The following is an 18,051-nucleotide window of genomic DNA, read 5'->3' as shown; positions in this document are numbered from 1 at the left end:
AGGCACAAAAAAAGACGTCCGTTGACGTCTATTGATGTTCCGATGGTGCCGAAGGCCGGACTCGAACCGGCACGTATTTCTACGGTTGATTTTGAATCAACTGCGTCTACCGATTTCGCCACTTCGGCACTGAAGGGGATGCGGAAACGTTCTGGATTATACCTGTCGGCGGCGGTCATGCAAGCGACAGCGTGTCACCATTGCGCTAAGTGTTGAAAAAAACAGCGCTATCCTGCGCGGCGTCACCTTTTACCGCCGTTCCATAGCGCGACGGCCACCAGCGCCCCTCCTCTCACCCTCCCGCAAACCCAGCTCCACCTGCCAGCCGTTCCCCCTTCCCGCTCAATAACACCCAATCCCCACTCAAACTTATCTCAAATTTTTCTCACCTCACTCTCACCTGCATCCCCTTCACAATCCATCTCTCCTCAAACAAATCCCCAATATCCACTCCTCAAATATTCCCCCCAACCCCATCCACCACCATTCCCATATATTCCAGAAAGTTTTAGCCAATGCCTTTTTGTTATTCATCCGCTCCGCAGCCAAATATTAATTTCATCAATATTTTTATAACTTTACATTAATGAAAAGTTTTCTTTTTGCCGTTTATTCCAGGATTTTCCTCAGGCGTGAAGGGTTCCGGTAAACACTATTTTTACTAGTCGCTGTACGAGTCTTGATGGACATATTCACTCGATGAATTAACTCAGGAGAATACTTGTGACGACGTTAAAACCTTTGCTGGCCCGCAACCGCAGCTGGGCGCTGCAGAAGTGTCAGCATGATCCGGACTATTTCGAAAAATGGGTCGACGGGCAGCGGCCCCACTCGCTGTGGATCGGCTGCTCCGACAGCCGCGTGCCCGCCGAGGTGCTCACCGGCAGTCAGCCCGGCGAGCTCTTTGTCCACCGCAATATCGCCAACATGCTCGACCCCGCCGACGACAACGTCATGAGCGTCCTGCAGTATGCCCTCCACTACCTTGAGGTGGAGCGGGTGGTGCTTTGCGGCCACTACGGCTGCGGCGGCGTGCAGGCGGCGCTCTCCCTGCCCACCCTGCCGCTGGCGCAGGAATCCTCGGCGCTGGCTCGCCGCATCGGCCAGCTGCGCCACACCCTGCATCACGAAATTGCGCAGATCGCCGATGGGTGTTGTGTTGCGGCCTCCCCCGGCGCCAGCGCCAGCGCCAGCACCGACGCGGAGCGCTCTCGCCATGCGCTGGACGCCCTGGTGGAAGCCAACGTTCGCGCCCAGTTCGCCCGTCTGCTGGAGAGTGAACCGGTGCAGACGGTGCTCGCCAGCGGGCGGCCGCTCAGCCTGCACGGCTGCGTCTACGATCTGGCTTCCGGCCATTTAACCACCCTCGTCGAACACCTCTCACCGCAGGAGCACGCCCCATGAATACGCTTCGTCAGGACTCTCTCGCCGGCATCGTCGTCTTCCTTGTCGCCCTGCCGCTGTGCCTCGGCATCGCCCAGGCCAGCGGCTTATCGCCCTTCGTCGGCCTGCTGACCGGCATCATCGGCGGCCTGGTCGTCACCGCCCTCAGCCCCTCCCGCTTCGCCGTCAGCGGCCCCGCCGCCGGACTGGTCACCATCGTCGTCGCCGCCATCGAATCCCTGGGTTCCTTCTCCGTCTTCCTGATGGCGCTGGTGCTGGCCGGCGTGCTGCAGCTGCTGTTCGGCATCCTGCGGGCCGGGCGCTTTATCTCGCTGGTTCCCGCCAGCGTCATCAAAGGCATGCTGGCGGCGATCGGCATCCTGCTGATTATGCAGCAGATCCCCGTCGCGCTCGGCACGGCGGAAGAGACCGGACTTGCCGATGTGGTTCAGGGCAATGCCGCTTTCTCCGTCACTGCGATTGCCGTCGCCGCGGGCGGTCTGCTGGTGCTCTGGCTGTGGGGCTCGCCGCTTATCCGCCGGGTGAAGAGCCTGCGTTGGATCCCCGGGCCGCTGATCGCCGTCCTGCTCGGCTGCGTGACCACCCTGCTGCTGACCCATTTTGCGCCGCAGCAGCTGGCCGCCCTGCCGCGTATTACCCTGCCGGCGTTCGGCAGCCTCGGCGATCTGCTGGGCGAGCTGGAGTCTCCCGCATGGAGCGCGTGGCGCAATCCGTCGGTGTGGGTGGTGGCGGTGACCCTGGCGCTGGTCGCCAGCCTCGAAACCCTGCTCAGCCAGGAGGCGCTGAAAAAACTGCGTCCGCAAAATCCACCGCCTTCGCCGAACCGCGAAATGGTCGCCCAGGGCGTGGGCAACCTGCTCTCCGGCGTGCTGGGGGCGATGCCGATCACCGCGGTGATCGTCCGCAGCTCCGTGAACGTCAGCAATGGCGCGCAGAGCAAACTGTCGATCTTTATCCACGGCGTACTGCTGCTGATCTGCGGCCTGTGGTTCAGCGGCCTGCTGACCTTAATCCCGCTCGCCAGCCTCGCCGCCGTGCTGCTGTATACCGGCTATAAGCTGGCGACGCCGCGGCTGTTCATCGAGCAGTTCCGCCAGGGTGCGGCGCAGTACGTCCCGTTCCTCGCCACCATCGGCGGGATTATCGCCTTCGGCATGCTGGCGGGGATCGGGATTGGTCTTGCCACCCAGATGGCATTCAGCCTCTGGCGCAGCCATCGCCACTCGCTGCAGCTGGCGCGCTACGATGACCACTACGTGCTGCGCATCCAGCAGAATCTGACCTTTATGCACAATCCGCATCTGCTGGCCCTGCTGGCGAAGATTCCGGAAAAGAGCGTGGTGATCGTCGAGCACGACAGCGTCGGCTATCTCGACCCGGACGTGCGGGCGGTGCTGGATGATTTTGCCGAGAACGCCCCGCAGCGCGGCATCCGCCTTAATCAGTGGCCGCTGGCCAGCCGCTGACCTTAACGGGCGGTTGGTCCGCCCGCTTCGCGACCCCTCCGATTGCCAAGCGCCGTGGAATGCCATGCTCTACACTTTCTGGGTTATCACGCCAACCCCAAGGAAATGAACATGAGCATCATTAAAAGCTACGCCGCCAAAGAAGCGGGCGCCGATCTGTCGCTGTGGGAGTACGATGCCGGCGAGCTGCAGCCGGAAGATGTCGAAGTTGAAGTGGAATACTGCGGGATCTGCCATTCGGACCTGTCGATGATCGACAACGAATGGGGGATGTCGAGCTACCCGCTGGTGGCCGGTCACGAGGTGATTGGCCGGGTGGCGGCGCTGGGCAGCGCGGCGCAGGATAAAGGGCTGAAGATTGGCCAGAAGGTCGGCATCGGCTGGACGGCGCGCAGCTGCGGCCATTGCGACGCCTGCATCAGCGGCAACCAGATCAACTGTCTGGAAGGCTCGGTGCCGACCATTCTTAACCGCGGCGGCTTCGCCAATAAGTTGCGCGCTGACTGGCAGTGGGTGATCCCCCTGCCGGAGAGCATCGATCTGGCGTCCGCCGGCCCGATGCTGTGCGGCGGCATCACCGTCTTTAAACCGCTGCTGACCCACCACGTCACCGCCACCAGCCGCGTCGGCGTGATCGGCATCGGCGGCCTCGGCCATATCGCTATTAAGCTGCTGCGGGCGATGGGCGCGGAAGTGACCGCCTTCAGCTCCAACCCGGCGAAAGAGCAGGAAGTGCTGGCGATGGGTGCCGATCGCGTGGTCAACAGCCGCGATCCGGAAGCCTTAAAAGCGCTGGCCGGTCAGTTTGATCTGATCATCAACACCGTGGCGGTGGATCTCGACTGGCAGCCGTACTTCGAAGCCCTGGCTTACGGCGGCAACTTCCACACCGTCGGCGCGGTGATGAAGCCGTTCCCGGTGCCGGCCTTTACCCTGATCGGCGGCGACCGCAGCATCTCCGGCTCGGCGACCGGTAATCCGTCCGAACTGCGCACGCTGATGAAATTCGCCGGGCGCAGCAAGGTGGCCCCGACCACCGAGCTGTTCCCGATGTCACAAATTAACGAAGCGCTGAAGCACGTTCGCGAAGGCAAAGCCCGCTACCGCGCGGTGCTGAAAGCCGACTTCTGATGGTTCTCTCCCGCCGGGCGGCCCGCTCGCCCGGCGTTTTCCCCGTCGCTTCATCAAACCGTCATCTCCCCGCCATGCCTCTGTAGTCATTGCTTCCCACAATCCGGGCTTCGATAAATGGCTGAACGAGATGCGCGTCACCATGAGAAAGACCTGGCTTCCCTGGCTGATCCTGTCGCCTTCCCTGCTGTTTTTACTGCTGTTTACCTGGTTCCCCCTGGGGCGTTCGGTGTATGACAGCCTGTTTGATACCCGCATGGCCAGCGACGGCGCGCAGTACGTCGGGCTGGATAACTTCGCCCGCCTGTTTGCCGATAACGTCTTCTGGCAGTCGCTGGGCAATAACCTGCTCTATATCCTGCTGACGGTAGTGCCCGGGGTGACCCTCGCCCTGCTGCTGGCGGTCGCCCTGAGCGAGAACCATCGCGTCAACCGCTGGCTGCGCACCGCCTTCTTCTTCCCGATGATTATCCCGATGGTCAGCGCCGCCGCGCTGTGGCTGTTTATCTTTATGCCCGGCCTCGGCCTGCTCGACCACTATCTGGCGAAGCTGTTCGGGCCGATGAACAACAACTGGCTGGGGCGCAGCAACAGCGCGCTGCTGGCCCTGGCGTTGATCGGCGTATGGAAGTTCGCCGGCTACTACATGCTGTTTTTCCTCGCCGGGCTGCAGAGCATTCCGGCCTCGACGCGGGAAGCGGCGCTGATGGAGGGGGCTACCCGCACGCAGGTCTTTTTTAAGGTCACGTTACCGCTGCTGCGCCCGACGCTAAGCTTTGTGATCACCACCGCGCTGATCTACTCCATCACCCAGATCGACCACGTGGCGGTGATGACCCGCGGCGGGCCGGACAACGCCACCACCGTGCTGCTCTATTACATCCAGAATCTCGCCTGGGATACCCACGACCTCGGCAAAGCCTCCGCCGCCACCTTCCTGACCCTGGCCGGGCTGTTCGCCTTCTCGCTGATTAACCTGAAACTGCTGGAGAAAGGAGCCCACTATGAGCGCTGACATCTCGCCGCTGTTGGTCCGCACGCCCGCCGCCGCCCATCCGCTGTGGCTGCGCCTGCGCCGCTCGTCGCCCTTTACGCTGACAGTATTAATGTGCTGCCTGGCGCTGCTGTGGGTCAGCCCATTTATCTGGATGCTGGCGACCTCGTTCAGCGCTACCACCTTCGGTGACGATATGGCGTCGCTGCTGCCCCGCCTGCCGCTGACCCTCGATAACTTCCGCGACGCCTGGCAGAGCGCCGACTGGCTGAGCCTGTATGCCAACACCATTATCTTCACCTTCGGCACCTTCTGCGTGCAGCTGTTGACCATCACCACCGCCGGGTACGTCTTCGCCTGCCACGAGTTTCGCGGCAAGCAGACGCTGTTTCTCCTGTTCCTGGTGCAGCTGATGATCATGCCGGTAGTGATGATGGTGCCGAACATGCTGACCCTGAAAACCTTCGGCCTGCTCAACACCCTCACCGGGGTGATGATGCCCTACTTCACCTCGGCGTTCGGCGTGTTCCTGATGCGTCAGGCGTTCCTCGCCATCCCGAAAGAGCTGGAGGAGGCGGCGCTGATGGAGGGCTGCCGCTGGTGGCAGGTGCTGTTCCGCGTGCTGCTGCCGATGTCCTGGCCGTCGGTGCTGGCCTTCGCCACCGTCAGCATTACCTACCACTGGAACGAGTACCTGTGGCCGCTGATGATGCTCAACGATCCCGATAAGCAGGTGCTGACCGTCGGGCTGGTCTCTTTCGCCATGGGCGCCGAATCCGGCGGCCAGTGGGGCACCATCGGCGCCGGGACGCTGATGGTCTGCCTGCCGCTGATGCTGGCGTTCATCCTTTTTCAGAAACAGTTCCTGCGGAGCTTCGGCTTCTCCGGGATCAAATAAGGAGTGATTCATGCTGTTAGCGCACATTTCCGATACCCATTTCCGCAGCCGCGGCGAGAAGCTGTACGGCTTTATCGACGTCAATGCCGCCAACGCCGACGTGGTCTCCCAGCTTAACGCGCTGCGCGAACGCCTGGACGCGGTGGTGGTGAGCGGAGATATCGTCAACTGCGGCCGCCCGGAGGAGTATCAGGTGGCCCGCCAGATCCTCGGCAGCCTGAACTATCCGCTGTATCTGATCCCCGGCAACCACGACGACAAAGCCCATTTTCTGGAGCATCTTCACCCGCTGTGCCCGCAGCTGGGCAACGATCCGCAAAATATGCGCTATGCGGTGGATGACTTCGCCACCCGCCTGCTGTTTATCGATTCCAGTCGCGCCGGCACGTCAAAAGGCTGGCTGACCGACGAGACCATCGGCTGGCTGGAAGCCCAGCTGTTCGAGGGCGGCGACAAACCGGCAACGGTGTTTATGCACCACCCGCCGCTGCCGCTGGGCAATGCGCAGATGGACCCGATCGCCTGCGAAAACGGCCACCGTTTGCTGGCGCTGGTGGAGCGTTTCCCGTCGCTGACGCGCATCTTCTGCGGCCATAACCACAGCCTGACCATGACCCAGTATCGCCAGGCGCTGATCTCCACCATCCCTGGCACCGTCCATCAGGTGCCGTACTGCCACGAAGACACCCGGCCCTATTACGACCTCTCCCCGGCCTCGTGCCTGATGCACCGTCAGGTCGGCGATCAGTGGGTGAGCTACCAGCACTCGCTGGCCCACTACGCCGGGCCGTGGCTGTACGACGAAAACATCAGTTGCCCAACGGAAGAGCGCTAACCGCCATGCTCAGTCTGCAAAACATCAGTAAACGTTTCGACGGCAAACCGGCGCTCAGCGCCCTGTCGCTGGATATTCACGAAGGCGAATTCGTGGTGCTGGTCGGCCCGTCGGGCTGCGGGAAAAGCACCCTGCTGCGCCTGCTCGCCGGCCTGGAGCCGGTCAGCGAAGGCCAAATCTGGCTGCATGATGAGAACATCACCGCCACCACGCCGCGCGAGCGCAACTTCGCGATGATCTTCCAGAACTATGCCCTGTTCCCCCATCTGTCGGTGCGCGACAACATCACCTTCGGCATGAAGGTGCGCAAGGAAGAGAAAAGCAGCTGGCAGCCACGGGTGGATAAAGTGGCGCAGATGCTGCAGCTGGAGGCGCTGCTCGACCGCAAACCGGCGAAGCTCTCCGGCGGCCAGCGCCAGCGGGTGGCGATGGCCCGGGCGATCGTGCGCAATCCGCGGCTGTTCCTGATGGACGAGCCGCTCTCCAACCTCGACGCCCGCCTGCGCAGCGAAGTGCGCGACAGCATTATGGCCCTCCACCAGCAGCTGAAAACCAGCACCATCTATGTTACCCACGACCAGACCGAGGCGATGTCGATGGCCGACCGCATCGTGGTGATGAACGGCGGCCACGTACAGCAGGTCGGGCGCCCGGAGTATCTGTACGCCAACCCGGCCAACCTGTTCGTCGCCGGGTTTATCGGTTCGCCGGCGATGAACTTGCTGTCGCTGGCCTGCGCCAACGGTGAAGTACTGTTGGGAGAACAGCGCCATCCGCTGCCGCCGCGCCACCGGGATCAGACCCGCGTCTGGCTGGGCGTTCGCCCGGAACATATTACCGACCGCGTGGAGGAGGGCCATCTGCGCCTCCCGGCCACCGTTCTGCAACGAGAACTGATGGGAGCCGATTACCTGCTCCACGTCAGCACCCCGATCGGCACCCTGCGCTTTAGCCGCCGCCACCGCGGCACGGTGCCGGAGAAAGGCGAGTCGCTGATCCTCGGCTTCTCGCCTGCCGATGTGCATCTTTTTCATGCTGAGACCCAGCATAATTTACTGATGGAGTGTAATCATGTTTAAACCCCTTACGGTAGTCGCGGTTGGCCTCAGTCTTGCCCTGAGCGGCGCGGCGCTGGCGAAAGAGAAAATAGACTTCATGTTCCCGGCGCCGGTGGACGGCAAGCTGACCATGGAGATGACCCGCGTCATTAAGCAATTCAACGACTCGCAGCAGGATGTCGAAGTGCGCGGCATCTTCACCGGCAACTACGACACCACCAAGATCAAAGCCGAATCGGCGCAGAAGGCCGGCCAGCCGCCGGCGCTGGTGATCATGTCCGCCAACTTCACCACCGATCTGGCGCTGAAGGATGAGATCCTGCCGATGGACGAGCTGTTTAAATATGGCGATCAAAAGGCTGGCGATTTTCTGCAAAAGGAATTCTGGCCCGCGATGCATAAGAACGCCCAGGTGATGGGCACCACCTATGCGATCCCGTTCCATAACTCGACGCCGATCCTCTACTACAACAAGACGATGTTCGATCAGGCCGGGATCAAACAGCCGCCGCAGACCTGGGCCGAGCTGCTGGCTGATGCCAAAAAGCTGACCGACGAGAGCAAAGGCCAGTGGGGGATCATGCTGCCGTCGACCAACGACGACTACGGCGGCTGGATCTTCTCGGCGCTGGTACGCGCCAACGGCGGGAAATACTTTAACGAAAACTATCCTGGCGAGGTCTATTACAACTCGCCGACCGCCATCGGCGCCCTGCGCTTCTGGCAGGATCTGATCTACAAGGACAAGGTGATGCCGTCCGGGGTGCTGAACTCGAAGCAGATCAGCGCCGCGTTCTTCTCCGGTAAGCTCGGGATGGCGATGCTCAGCACCGGCGCGCTGGGCTTTATGCGCAAGAACAGCAAAGATTTTGAGCTTGGGGTAGCGATGCTGCCGGCCAAAGAGCAGCGTGCGGTGCCGATCGGCGGCGCCAGCCTGGTGAGCTTTAAAGGCATCAACGAGGCGCAGAAGAAAGCGGCGTATCAGTTCCTGACCTATCTGGTGAGCCCCGACGTGAACGGCGCGTGGAGCCGCTTTACCGGCTACTTCTCGCCGCGCAAGGCGTCATATGATACGCCGGAGATGAAGGCCTATCTGCAGCAGGATCCGCGGGCGGCGATCGCGCTTGAGCAGCTGAAGTACGCTCATCCGTGGTACTCCACCTGGGAGACCGTGGCGGTGCGTAAGGCAATGGAGAACCAGCTGGCGGCGGTGGTCAACGATGCCAAAGTAACGCCGGAAGCGGCGGTGCAGGCGGCGCAGAAGGAAGCCGACGCGCTGATGAAACCTTATGTGGATAAGACCGCGCTGGCGGAAGTGAAGTGACGCTTTACCCGTCATCGTCACCCTCACCCTGGCCCTCTCCCTGAGGGAGAGGGGACGGTACGGCGCCGTGGTTAAGCCCTGAATCCGGGAGAGGGAACTGTCCGGCGCCGTGGTTGAGCCCTGAGCCCGGGAGAGGGGACTGTCCGGCGCCGTGGTTAAGCCCTGAGTCCGGGAGAGGGGACTGTCCGGCGCTGTGGTTGAGCCCTGGGCCCGGGAGAGGGAACTGTCCGGCGCCGTGGTTAAGCCCTGAGTCCGGTTGTGAAAGGAAAAAAAGCAGGCCATACCCGGTATGGCCTGAAAATGTCACAACGATTAGATCCCTGCCGTTTCGCGGATATATTTGCGCGCTTTGACGGCGTATTCGAAAGGATTGGCCAGAGCAGGATCCTGCTCGGCTTCCACCACCATCCAGCCTTTATAGCCAAAGTCGTCCAGCAGCTTGAACACCGGACGGAAATCGATCACCCCGTCGCCCGGGACGGTGAAGGTGCCTTTTTTCACGCCGTCGAGGAACGACAGGCCGTCGCGGCGCACCTGGTCGATCACCGGCGGACGGACGTCTTTCAGGTGAACGTGGTTGATGCGCGGCAGATACTTTTTGAGGATCGCCAGCATCGGCGCTTCGCCGCCTTCGGAATACCAGGCATGGCCGGTGTCGAACAGCAGGAAGACGCGCTCGTCCACCAGCGACATAAATTTGTCGATTTCCGCAGTGGTCTGAATGCCGGTGCCCATGTGGTGGTGCAGACAGACCTGCATCCCCTTCTCCGCCGCCAGGCGACCGAGGGTGTTGTAGCCTTCCGCCACCCGCTGCCACTCCTCTTCGCTGAAGCACGGCTTCGCATCGCCGAGGATCGGTTTATCCAGCCCCTGGATGCTGCCGCTTTGCTCGGAGCAGCCAATCACTTTCGCCCCCATCGCATGAAGGAAGTTCATGTGATTGACGAATTCATCAATGGTTTTTTCCCGCTGGCCGTTGGCGAAAAAGGTGCTGAACCAGGCGTTGCAGATCTGAATGCCGCGGATGTCCAGCATCGGCTTGAGAACCGCCGGGTCGCGCGGATATTTGCTGCCGACTTCGCTGCCGGTAAAGCCAGCCAGCGCCATTTCGCTGACGATCTGCTGGAAGGTGTTTTCGCTGCCGAGCTCCGGCATATCATCGTTAGTCCAGCCGATCGGGGCGATAGCCAGTTTGACGTTATCTTTGTTCATAGTAGGGCTCCTGCCGCTGCGCCTTACCGGCGCAGCAATTCACGTTCAATAAGTTCACGGGTTTCCACTGCCTGGTATTTCATTTTTTCCGGGTAGCCAAACAGCGAGGTGGCGACAATCGGCTCCCCGCCGACCTTGAAGGTCTGCTCGGCGAATTTCATTTCGCGCAGGGTGCGGAACAGCGCGTCGAAATCCACATCCCCTTCCCCGACGCCTACATGCTGGTGCACCACGGCATCCACGCCCGGCGGGTTAACGATATAGCGGCAATGTTTCGTATGATTGCGGGTATCCGCAATCAGGACATGGGAGAGATCGCTCCCGGCATAGCGCAGCATGCTCGCCACATCGCCGACGCCTTTGTCGTAGAAAAAGGTGTGCGGCACGCTGTAGACGTACTTCACGTTATCGCTGCGGAACGACTTCACGATATCGACGGTTTCATTGTTCTCTTCGCAGAAATCCCAGGGATGCGCCTGGATCTCCACGCGGATGCCTTCCCGCTCAAAAATCGGCAACAGCTCTTCCATGGAGCGATAGAACATTTCATCGCAGATTTCGGGCTGATTCGGATCGCCGGAGAACTCGGTGTTGATCACCTGAACGCCCATCTCCACCGCAATTTCCACCAGCCGTTTCCAGTTTTTCACCGCCGCCTGACGGCGCAGTTCGTCCGGGCCGGACCAGCGGTAGACGCAGATAAACGACGACAGCTCAAGGCCGGTATCGCGCAGCGCCTGCTTGTACTCCGCCATGATCTCCCGGCTGGCGCGCGGGTGCTTGTAGAACGGGTTAATCTGCGGGTGCGGCGACTGTTCAATGTACTTGTAGCCCCACTCCGCTACCTGATGGACCATGCGGGTGATCCCGAGGTCCTTAATCACATCCACATCAAAGGCAATTTTCATCGTCGTTACCTGTGCAAAGAAGTTCCGTCAGCAAAACGCGCTTAACGTTTGTAGAATGCCGGGCACTCAGGCAGCGTCACCTCAACCGGCTCGCTGGTTCCCTGCGCTTTAATGCAGGCGTCCGCCGCCACCGACGCCGCGTAGCCGTCCCAGGCCGACGGGCCGTGCAGCTGGCCAGCTTTGACGTCGTTGATAAAGGCCTGCAGCTCGACGTCGTAGGCTTTGATAAAGCGGTCTTTCCAGTCGGTGAGAATGGCGGTCGACAGACTGGCGGACTTGCGCATCTGGACGGCAGACGGCTCCGGCAGACGGGCAATCCCGGTTTCGCCGACCACTTCGCACTGGATGTCATACCCGTACTGGCAGTTCACGAACACTTCGACGTCGATCAGGGTGCCTTTTTTGGTTTCAAAGGAGACGATCTGCGGATCTTTCAGGCGCGCATGGGTGTGCGAGGTGGAGCGCGGGAAGCGCACCTGCACGGAACGGTAGTCATCGTTCAGCAGCCAGCGCAGCACGTCCAGCTCGTGGATCAGGGTGTTGGTGATCGCCATATCGGTGGTGTAGTTCTCGCCGACTGACTGGTTGCGGTGGGCGCAGCGCAGCATCAGCGGCGCGCCGATATCGCCATCGTCGATCACTTTTTTCAGCGCCAGATAGCCTTCGTCGTACGGGCGCATAAAGCCAACCTGCACCAGACGACGGCCGGCCTTCATTTCGGCATCGACGATGCGACGGCAGCCTTCCGCAGACATCGCCAGCGGTTTTTCGCAGAACACCGGCTTACCAGCGGCAATGGCGGCCAGGGTGTACTCTTCGTGGGTCGGGTCCCAGGAGGTGACCAGGATGGCATCGACATCGCTGGCGTTAATCACGTCGTGGCCGTCGGCGTAGACTTCCGCCTGCACGCCCGGCAGCGCGACCGCCGCACGGGCGTTGTCGGCATTGATATCAGACACCGCCACAACGGTGGCGCCCTGCAGAACCTGGGTGCAGCGACGGATGTGTTCTTTACCGATAGCGCCAGCGCCGATGACACCTAATTTGAGCGACATAATGGTTTTCTCCGTAAGTCTGTAGGATTCAGGGTAGAGGTTCGTTTTAGTAATCACGCGCCTGGGCGCGCTTTTCATTAATCATTTGCGCCACCTTGCGGATCCGCTCAGAGAGCGCCGTCTGGGCGACTCCGACGTTCCACCAGCTGCCGTATTTGTGCACCATGGTCTTCGGCAGCACTTTAATATCAATCAGGGTGCTGACCGTTTCGCGACGGGCGGCGTCCAGCGCGTGGCGCAGTTCGTCCAGGGTGGTGACGCGCCAGGTTTTGCAGCCGTAGCCGGCGGCGATGGTGGCGAAGTCCACCGGCACCAGGCCGCCCTGCAGCTGGCCGGTTTCCGGCTGGCGGTAGCGGAACTCGGTGCCGAAGCTGTCCATCCCATGTTCCATCTGCAGGTTGTTGATGCAGCCGTTGGCCATGTTGTCGAACAGCACGACGTTGATCTTCGCCCGCTCCTGCAGGGAGGTGACCAGCTCAGAGTGCAGCATCATGAAGGAGCCATCGCCGACCAGGGAGTAGACTTCGCTCTGCGGCTGCGCCAGCTTCACGCCCAGCGCCGCGTTGACTTCGTATCCCATGCAGGAGTAGCCGTACTCCACGTGGTAGGTGTTTTCCGCGCGGTTGCGCCAGACGCGCTGCAGATCGCCTGGCAGGCTGCCCGCCGCCGCGACGATCACCGCCTCGGCCGGCAGCGTTTCATTCAGTACCCCAAGGACGCTGCTCTGGGTCAGGGTGGAGTCGGTGATCTGGCGGAACTCGCGATACACCGATTCACGATCGAGGTGATCGTCGATCTCCGGCACAAAGGATTTTTCCTGCCACACCGCCTGGTAGACGCGCTGGGTCTCTTTTAACTGACGGCTCTGCACGCTCTCGATCTGCGCGCCCCAGCCGGCCTGCCAGCCGCTGTCCGCCAGCGCCGCGTCGAGGGCGGTCATCGCTTCCCGGGCGTCCGCCAGCATGGCAATGCCGTCCAGCTTCCAGGCGTCGAAGTTGCTGACGTTAATATTCAGGAAACGCACCTCCGGGTGCTGGAAAATCCATTTCGAGGCGGTTGTAAAATCGCTGAAGCGGGTGCCGACGCCGATCACCAGGTCGGCCTCTTTCGCCAGCAGGTTCGCCGCCAGACAGCCCGTCTCGCCGACGCCGCCGACGTTCAGGGGGTGAGACGAGACCACCGTCCCCTTCCCGGCCTGGGTTTCGGCGAAGGGCACCCCGTAGCGCTCGGCGAAACGGGACAGCGCTTCGCCCGCGCCGGAGTATTTCACCCCACCGCCGCAGACGATCAGCGGTTTACGGCTGGCTTTGATGGCCGCGACGGCGTCCGCCAGCTGCGCGGCGCTGGCCGGGCGGCGGTCGAGACGGTGCACGCGGCGCGCAAAGAAGGATTCCGGGTAGTCCCAGGCTTCGCCCTGCACATCCTGCGGCAGGCACAGCGTCACCGCGCCGGTTTCCGCAGGGTCGGTCAGGACGCGCATGGCGTTGATGCAGGCGCTCATCAGCTGTTCCGGGCGGGTAATACGGTCCCAGTATTTGCTGACTGCGCGGAAAGCGTCATTGGTGCTGATGCTGAGATCGTAGCTCTGTTCAATCTGCTGGAGCACCGGGTCCGGCTGGCGGGTGGCGAAGACATCGCCCGGCAGCAACAGCAGCGGAATGCGGTTGGCGCTGGCGGTGCCGGCGGCGGTGATCATGTTGGCCGCTCCCGGACCGATGGAGGAGGTGCAGGCGATAATCTGCCGGCGCAGGGCCTGGCGGGCAAAACCGGTGGCCGCGTGGGCCATTCCCTGCTCGTTACGCCCCTGATAGACGCGCATATCGCCGCTGTCCTGCTCCAGCGCCTGCCCCAGCCCCAGGACGTTGCCATGGCCGAAAATCGCGAAAATGCCTTTCACGAATTTCAGCTCTACGCCATCCACTTCCAGGTACTGGTTATCGAGGAACTTCACCAGCGCCTGCGCCGTCGTCAGTCTCAGTTTGCCCATGATGCACAATCCTTATTGTTCAGTATTTATGTGTGGCGTCGCGCCGATGCCGCCGGGGCCGTCGTTCACGTCACTGGAATACCTGTGGATTATAGGCAAACATTTTTTTCATTAAATACAAATACAGAAGAAATATTTCATTTTGCGAGAGGGATCAAACTCTCTACCCATTTCATACGTTTCATTGACATTCCAGACACGTTTTCGGACCCTTTTTTGCCGCGCCACACGACAATATCCCCTTAAAAATCATAGGTAAATGGATGCCATTTGGCGTTTCATTTTCCCCCGGGTCGACAGAGGGGCCGATCCACGCTCGCGCGAGGCTCAGTGCGGCAGAGTGGTAGATCCCTCACACTTTTGGTTTTTTAATTTCGAACGAGTTTGCAAATGAAATATTTATTTCTCAAACTAAGGGTAACCAATAACCCTCAGGCTGTTCACGGAGTCGACGTCGGGATCCCGACCCTTCCAGGCAGCAGACACCAAAAAGGAAATCCTAGCTATGAATGCAGCAGTAAAGCGGCTCGACGTCATCTGTATAGGTCGGGTGGCCGTCGACCTCTATGCCCAGCAGATCGGTTCGCGGCTAGAAGACGTTGCCAGTTTCGCGAAATATCTGGGCGGCTCCTCCGGCAACGTGGCCTTTGGCACCGCGATTCAGGGGCTGAAATCGGCCATGCTGGCGCGCGTTGGCGATGAACACAACGGCCGTTTCCTGCGTGAAACGCTCAACCGCGCCGGGGTGGATACCGAGTATCTGATCACCGACAAATCTCGCCTGACAGCGCTGGTGATGCTGGGGATTAAGGATCAGGAGACCTTCCCTCTGATTTTCTACCGTGATAACTGCGCCGATATGGCCTTAACGCCTGATGACATCAGCGAGGAGTATATTGCCTCCTCCCGGGCGCTGGCGGTGACTGGCACCCACCTGTCGCACGCCAACACCCGCGCCGCGGTGCTGAAGGCGCTGGAATACGCTCGCCGTCACGGCCTGCGTACCGCACTGGATATCGATTACCGTCCGGTGCTGTGGGGGCTCACCTCGCTCGGCGATGGCGAAACCCGTTTCATTGAGTCCGGACCGGTCACCAGCCAGCTGCAGGAAGTGCTGCATCTGTTCGATTTGGTGGTGGGAACCGAAGAAGAGTTTCATATTGCCGGGGGCAGCACCGATACCCTGACCGCGCTGAAAAATGTGCGCAATGCCACCAAAGCCACCCTCGTCTGCAAACGCGGGCCGATGGGCTGCGTGGTGCTGGAAGGCGATATCCCGGACAGCTGGGACCAGGTGCCGCTGCAGCAGGGCGTGCGCGTGGAGGTTCTCAATGTGCTGGGTGCCGGGGATGCCTTTATGTCGGGCCTGCTGCGCGGCTGGCTCAACGACGAAGGCTGGGAGCAGGCTTGCCGTTACGCCAACGCCTGCGGCGCGCTGGTGGTTTCCCGCCACGGATGCGCGCCAGCGATGCCGACCAAAGTCGAACTCGATGACTACCTGCTGCGCGCCGAATCGGTGCCGCGCCCGGACGTCGACGAGCGCCTCAACCACCTGCACCGGGTCACCAGCCGCCGTCAGCAGTGGCCGGAGCTGTGCATTTTCGCCTTCGACCATCGCAAACAGCTGGCCGACCTGGCACGGGAGACCGGGCGCGATGAAGCCTGCATTCCGCAGCTCAAGCTGTTGTTGTTAGCCGCGGCCGAAGCGGCGGCGCAGGAGGCGGGTCTCGATCAGCGCAGCGGCATTCTGGCCGACGGCACCTATGGCCAGCGTGCGCTCAATGCCATTACCGGCAAGGGCTGGTGGATCGGGCGCCCCATCGAGCTGCCCAGCTCGCGACCGCTGCGTCTGGAGCATGGCAACATCGGCTCGCAGCTGATCGACTGGCCGCTGGAGCATGTCGTCAAATGCCTGGTCTTCTATCATCCTGCCGACCCGGCGGCGCTGCGTGAAGAGCAGGACGCCCTGCTGCTCGAGGTGTGGCAGGCCTGTAACAAGTCAGGCCATGAGCTGCTGCTGGAGGTGATCCTGCCGGAAAATGGCCCGGACAAAGACGAGCGCCATTACCACACCATGCTGGAACACTTCTATCAGCTGGGGATCAAGCCGGACTGGTGGAAGCTGCCGCCGCTCTCCAGCGCCAGCTGGCAGCAGATCACCGCCCTTATCGAGCGCGAAGATCCGTGGAGCCGCGGGATCCTGATCCTCGGCCTCGACGCGCCTTCCGACAAACTGCGCGCCGGTTTCGCCGAGGCGGCCGCACACCCGATGATCAAAGGTTTCGCCGTTGGGCGCACCATCTTTGGCCTGCCGTCGCGGCGCTGGATGCAGGGTGAGCTCAGCGATGAGGCCCTGATAGAGGAAGTGAAACGCAACTACCTGACGCTTATTGGCTACTGGCGCGAAGCCCGCCGCTGATCCCCCTACGCCCGTCTCCGTCACCTTGCGGAGCGGGCGTTTTTCTGTTTCTTCGTGAAATGAATCGCGTATTTCGTCGCAATAAATGAAAAATTCGCTTCATTTGGTACACTGGAAGCCATATTCCTTCCATTTTCTCAGAGCGCACTCTATGGCCAATAACCCAACACAGCTGACCATCCTGCAGGATGAAATCAGGCGTCGCTACGATACATTAAGCAAACGCCTGAAACAGGTCGCCCGCTATATCCTTGATAACAGCAATAGCGTGGCTTTCGATACCGTGGCCTCCATTGCGCAACAGGCGGATGTTCCCCCTTCCACGTTGATTCGTTTTGCCAACGCCTTCGGCTTTAGCGGCTTTAACGAAATGAAACAGATGTTCAAGCAACATTTGATGGAAGAGACCGCCAACTATACCGAGCGCGCCCGTCTGTTCCGCCAGACCACCAGCGATGAGTCCAGCCCGCCGGAAACGCCGACGGAAATCCTCAATATGTTCACGATGGTGAACAACCAGGCCCTGCAGCAGCTGGCGATGCAGACCTCCAGCGATGATCTGGAGCGCGCGGTGGCCCTGCTGGGCGAAGCGGAAAATATCTACGTCATTGGCCTGCGCCGGTCGTTCAGCGTCGCCTCCTATCTGACCTATGCGCTGCGCCACCTCGATCGCAAAGCCTTTCTGATCGACGGCCTCGGCGGCATGTTCACCGAGCAGCTGAGTCTGGTCGGCCCGAAAGACGTGGTGGTGGCGGTGAGCTTCTCGCCGTACGCCCGGGAAGTGGTCGAGCTGGTGGAGCTGGGCGCGCAGCGCAAAGCGCGACAGATCGCGATTACCGACAGCCAGGTCAGCCCGCTGGCGGCCTTCAGCGATGTCTGCTTTGTGGTGCGTGAAGCGCAGGTGGATGGCTTCCGCTCGCAGGTTGCTTCCCTGTGTCTGGCCCAGACGTTGGCGGTTTCGCTGGCGCTGAACAGCAGCCAGGAGTCCGAGGCCAAGCAGAAGGCGTGAGATAAGCCGCCTGGCGTTAGTTGCCCGGCGGAGTCGTATAAGCCTGCGGGAGGCGCCGGTAGGCCGGGCAAGGCGTGAGCCGCCGCCCGGCATAAAAGCAGCTCCGTGCCTGCGGTCATCGCCCGGCGGCGCTGCGCTTGCCGGGCCTAAGGTATATGCGCCTGCGGGATGCCGTAGAGACTGTTATCGGTTTGCAACTTTCTCAGCCAGGCAAAAGCGTTTATCACGTGTAACTTCAGCGAAATTTGCGCTCCCGGTTAATCGTCTGCGTTATGTCACCCATGGCGCAGGGAGCGCACAGGGGGCGGCCAGTCGCCGCCGCCCCCTGTACCCCCGGGCTCCGGCCAGCAA

General features: G+C 61.2%; 14 protein-coding genes and 1 tRNA gene. 10 read left to right on the top strand and 5 right to left on the bottom strand.

Features of this window, described 5'->3' with window-relative positions:
• Nucleotides 1–43: 43 nt before the first annotated feature.
• Nucleotides 44–128: transfer RNA gene (locus tag N438_RS23405), tRNA-Leu, on the bottom strand.
• Nucleotides 129–723: 595 nt separating this feature from the next.
• Here N438_RS23405 and N438_RS23395 point away from each other — a divergent pair.
• The 8 genes from N438_RS23395 (at nucleotide 724) to N438_RS23355 (ending at nucleotide 9,110) form a co-directional block, all read left to right on the top strand.
• A complete protein-coding gene (locus N438_RS23395) occupies nucleotides 724–1,404 on the top strand; it encodes a carbonic anhydrase (RefSeq protein ID WP_012969069.1) in 681 nt (226 codons plus the stop codon).
• Nucleotides 1,401–2,870, top strand: coding sequence for a SulP family inorganic anion transporter (locus tag N438_RS23390; RefSeq protein ID WP_116696539.1), 1,470 nt, complete (start codon nucleotides 1,401–1,403; stop codon nucleotides 2,868–2,870). Before N438_RS23395 ends, N438_RS23390 begins: the two co-directional genes overlap by 4 nt.
• A gap of 111 nt (nucleotides 2,871–2,981) precedes the next feature.
• Nucleotides 2,982–4,001 carry an NAD(P)-dependent alcohol dehydrogenase gene (locus tag N438_RS23385; protein ID WP_004178400.1) on the top strand — a complete coding sequence of 340 codons (1,020 nt, stop codon included), beginning with the start codon at nucleotides 2,982–2,984 and terminating at the stop codon, nucleotides 3,999–4,001.
• Between the two features lie 130 nt (nucleotides 4,002–4,131).
• Nucleotides 4,132–5,016, top strand: a complete 885-nt coding sequence (locus N438_RS23375) for a sugar ABC transporter permease (protein WP_004146807.1) — start codon at nucleotides 4,132–4,134, stop codon at nucleotides 5,014–5,016.
• Entirely contained in the window at nucleotides 5,006–5,893 is an 888-nt protein-coding gene (locus tag N438_RS23370) for a carbohydrate ABC transporter permease (protein WP_032734087.1), read from the top strand. Before N438_RS23375 ends, N438_RS23370 begins: the two co-directional genes overlap by 11 nt.
• A 10-nt stretch (nucleotides 5,894–5,903) precedes the next feature.
• A complete protein-coding gene (locus N438_RS23365) occupies nucleotides 5,904–6,728 on the top strand; it encodes a phosphodiesterase (protein ID WP_116696538.1) in 825 nt (274 codons plus the stop codon).
• A gap of 5 nt (nucleotides 6,729–6,733) precedes the next feature.
• The gene (locus N438_RS23360; RefSeq protein WP_049011032.1) at nucleotides 6,734–7,807 is read left to right on the top strand and encodes an ABC transporter ATP-binding protein; all 1,074 of its coding nucleotides are present in this window, start codon (nucleotides 6,734–6,736) and stop codon (nucleotides 7,805–7,807) included.
• Nucleotides 7,800–9,110 carry an ABC transporter substrate-binding protein gene (locus tag N438_RS23355; protein WP_116696537.1) on the top strand — a complete coding sequence of 437 codons (1,311 nt, stop codon included), beginning with the start codon at nucleotides 7,800–7,802 and terminating at the stop codon, nucleotides 9,108–9,110. Before N438_RS23360 ends, N438_RS23355 begins: the two co-directional genes overlap by 8 nt.
• A gap of 312 nt (nucleotides 9,111–9,422) precedes the next feature.
• Here the strand turns inward: N438_RS23355 and iolE are convergent, their stop codons facing one another.
• The 4 genes from iolE to iolD are packed head-to-tail and all read right to left on the bottom strand — an operon-like array spanning nucleotide 9,423 to nucleotide 14,272.
• The gene (iolE, locus tag N438_RS23350) at nucleotides 9,423–10,322 is read right to left on the bottom strand and encodes a myo-inosose-2 dehydratase (protein ID WP_004192343.1); all 900 of its coding nucleotides are present in this window, start codon (nucleotides 10,320–10,322) and stop codon (nucleotides 9,423–9,425) included.
• A 23-nt stretch (nucleotides 10,323–10,345) separates the two neighbouring features.
• Nucleotides 10,346–11,230: a sugar phosphate isomerase/epimerase gene (locus N438_RS23345; RefSeq protein WP_004152193.1), complete on the bottom strand. Its 885-nt coding sequence runs from the start codon at nucleotides 11,228–11,230 to the stop codon at nucleotides 10,346–10,348.
• 41 nt (nucleotides 11,231–11,271) lie between these two features.
• The gene (locus tag N438_RS23340) at nucleotides 11,272–12,285 is read right to left on the bottom strand and encodes a Gfo/Idh/MocA family oxidoreductase (protein WP_004152192.1); all 1,014 of its coding nucleotides are present in this window, start codon (nucleotides 12,283–12,285) and stop codon (nucleotides 11,272–11,274) included.
• A gap of 46 nt (nucleotides 12,286–12,331) precedes the next feature.
• A complete protein-coding gene (gene iolD / locus N438_RS23335; RefSeq protein WP_004152191.1) occupies nucleotides 12,332–14,272 on the bottom strand; it encodes a 3D-(3,5/4)-trihydroxycyclohexane-1,2-dione acylhydrolase (decyclizing) in 1,941 nt (646 codons plus the stop codon).
• Between the two features lie 505 nt (nucleotides 14,273–14,777).
• On the opposite strand from iolD, the gene iolC reads away from it, so the two are divergent.
• Both iolC and N438_RS23325 read left to right on the top strand, forming a co-directional pair.
• Entirely contained in the window at nucleotides 14,778–16,691 is a 1,914-nt protein-coding gene (iolC, locus tag N438_RS23330) for a 5-dehydro-2-deoxygluconokinase (RefSeq protein ID WP_012543073.1), read from the top strand.
• A 151-nt stretch (nucleotides 16,692–16,842) separates the two neighbouring features.
• Nucleotides 16,843–17,700, top strand: coding sequence for a MurR/RpiR family transcriptional regulator (locus N438_RS23325; RefSeq protein WP_004152190.1), 858 nt, complete (start codon nucleotides 16,843–16,845; stop codon nucleotides 17,698–17,700).
• The last annotated feature ends 351 nt before the right edge of the window (nucleotides 17,701–18,051 follow it).

The organism is Klebsiella sp. GL120222-02, from assembly GCF_003097195.1.
Taxonomy (GTDB): Bacteria; Pseudomonadota; Gammaproteobacteria; order Enterobacterales; family Enterobacteriaceae; genus Klebsiella; species Klebsiella variicola.
This window is presented reverse-complemented; position numbering and strand designations above follow the sequence as displayed.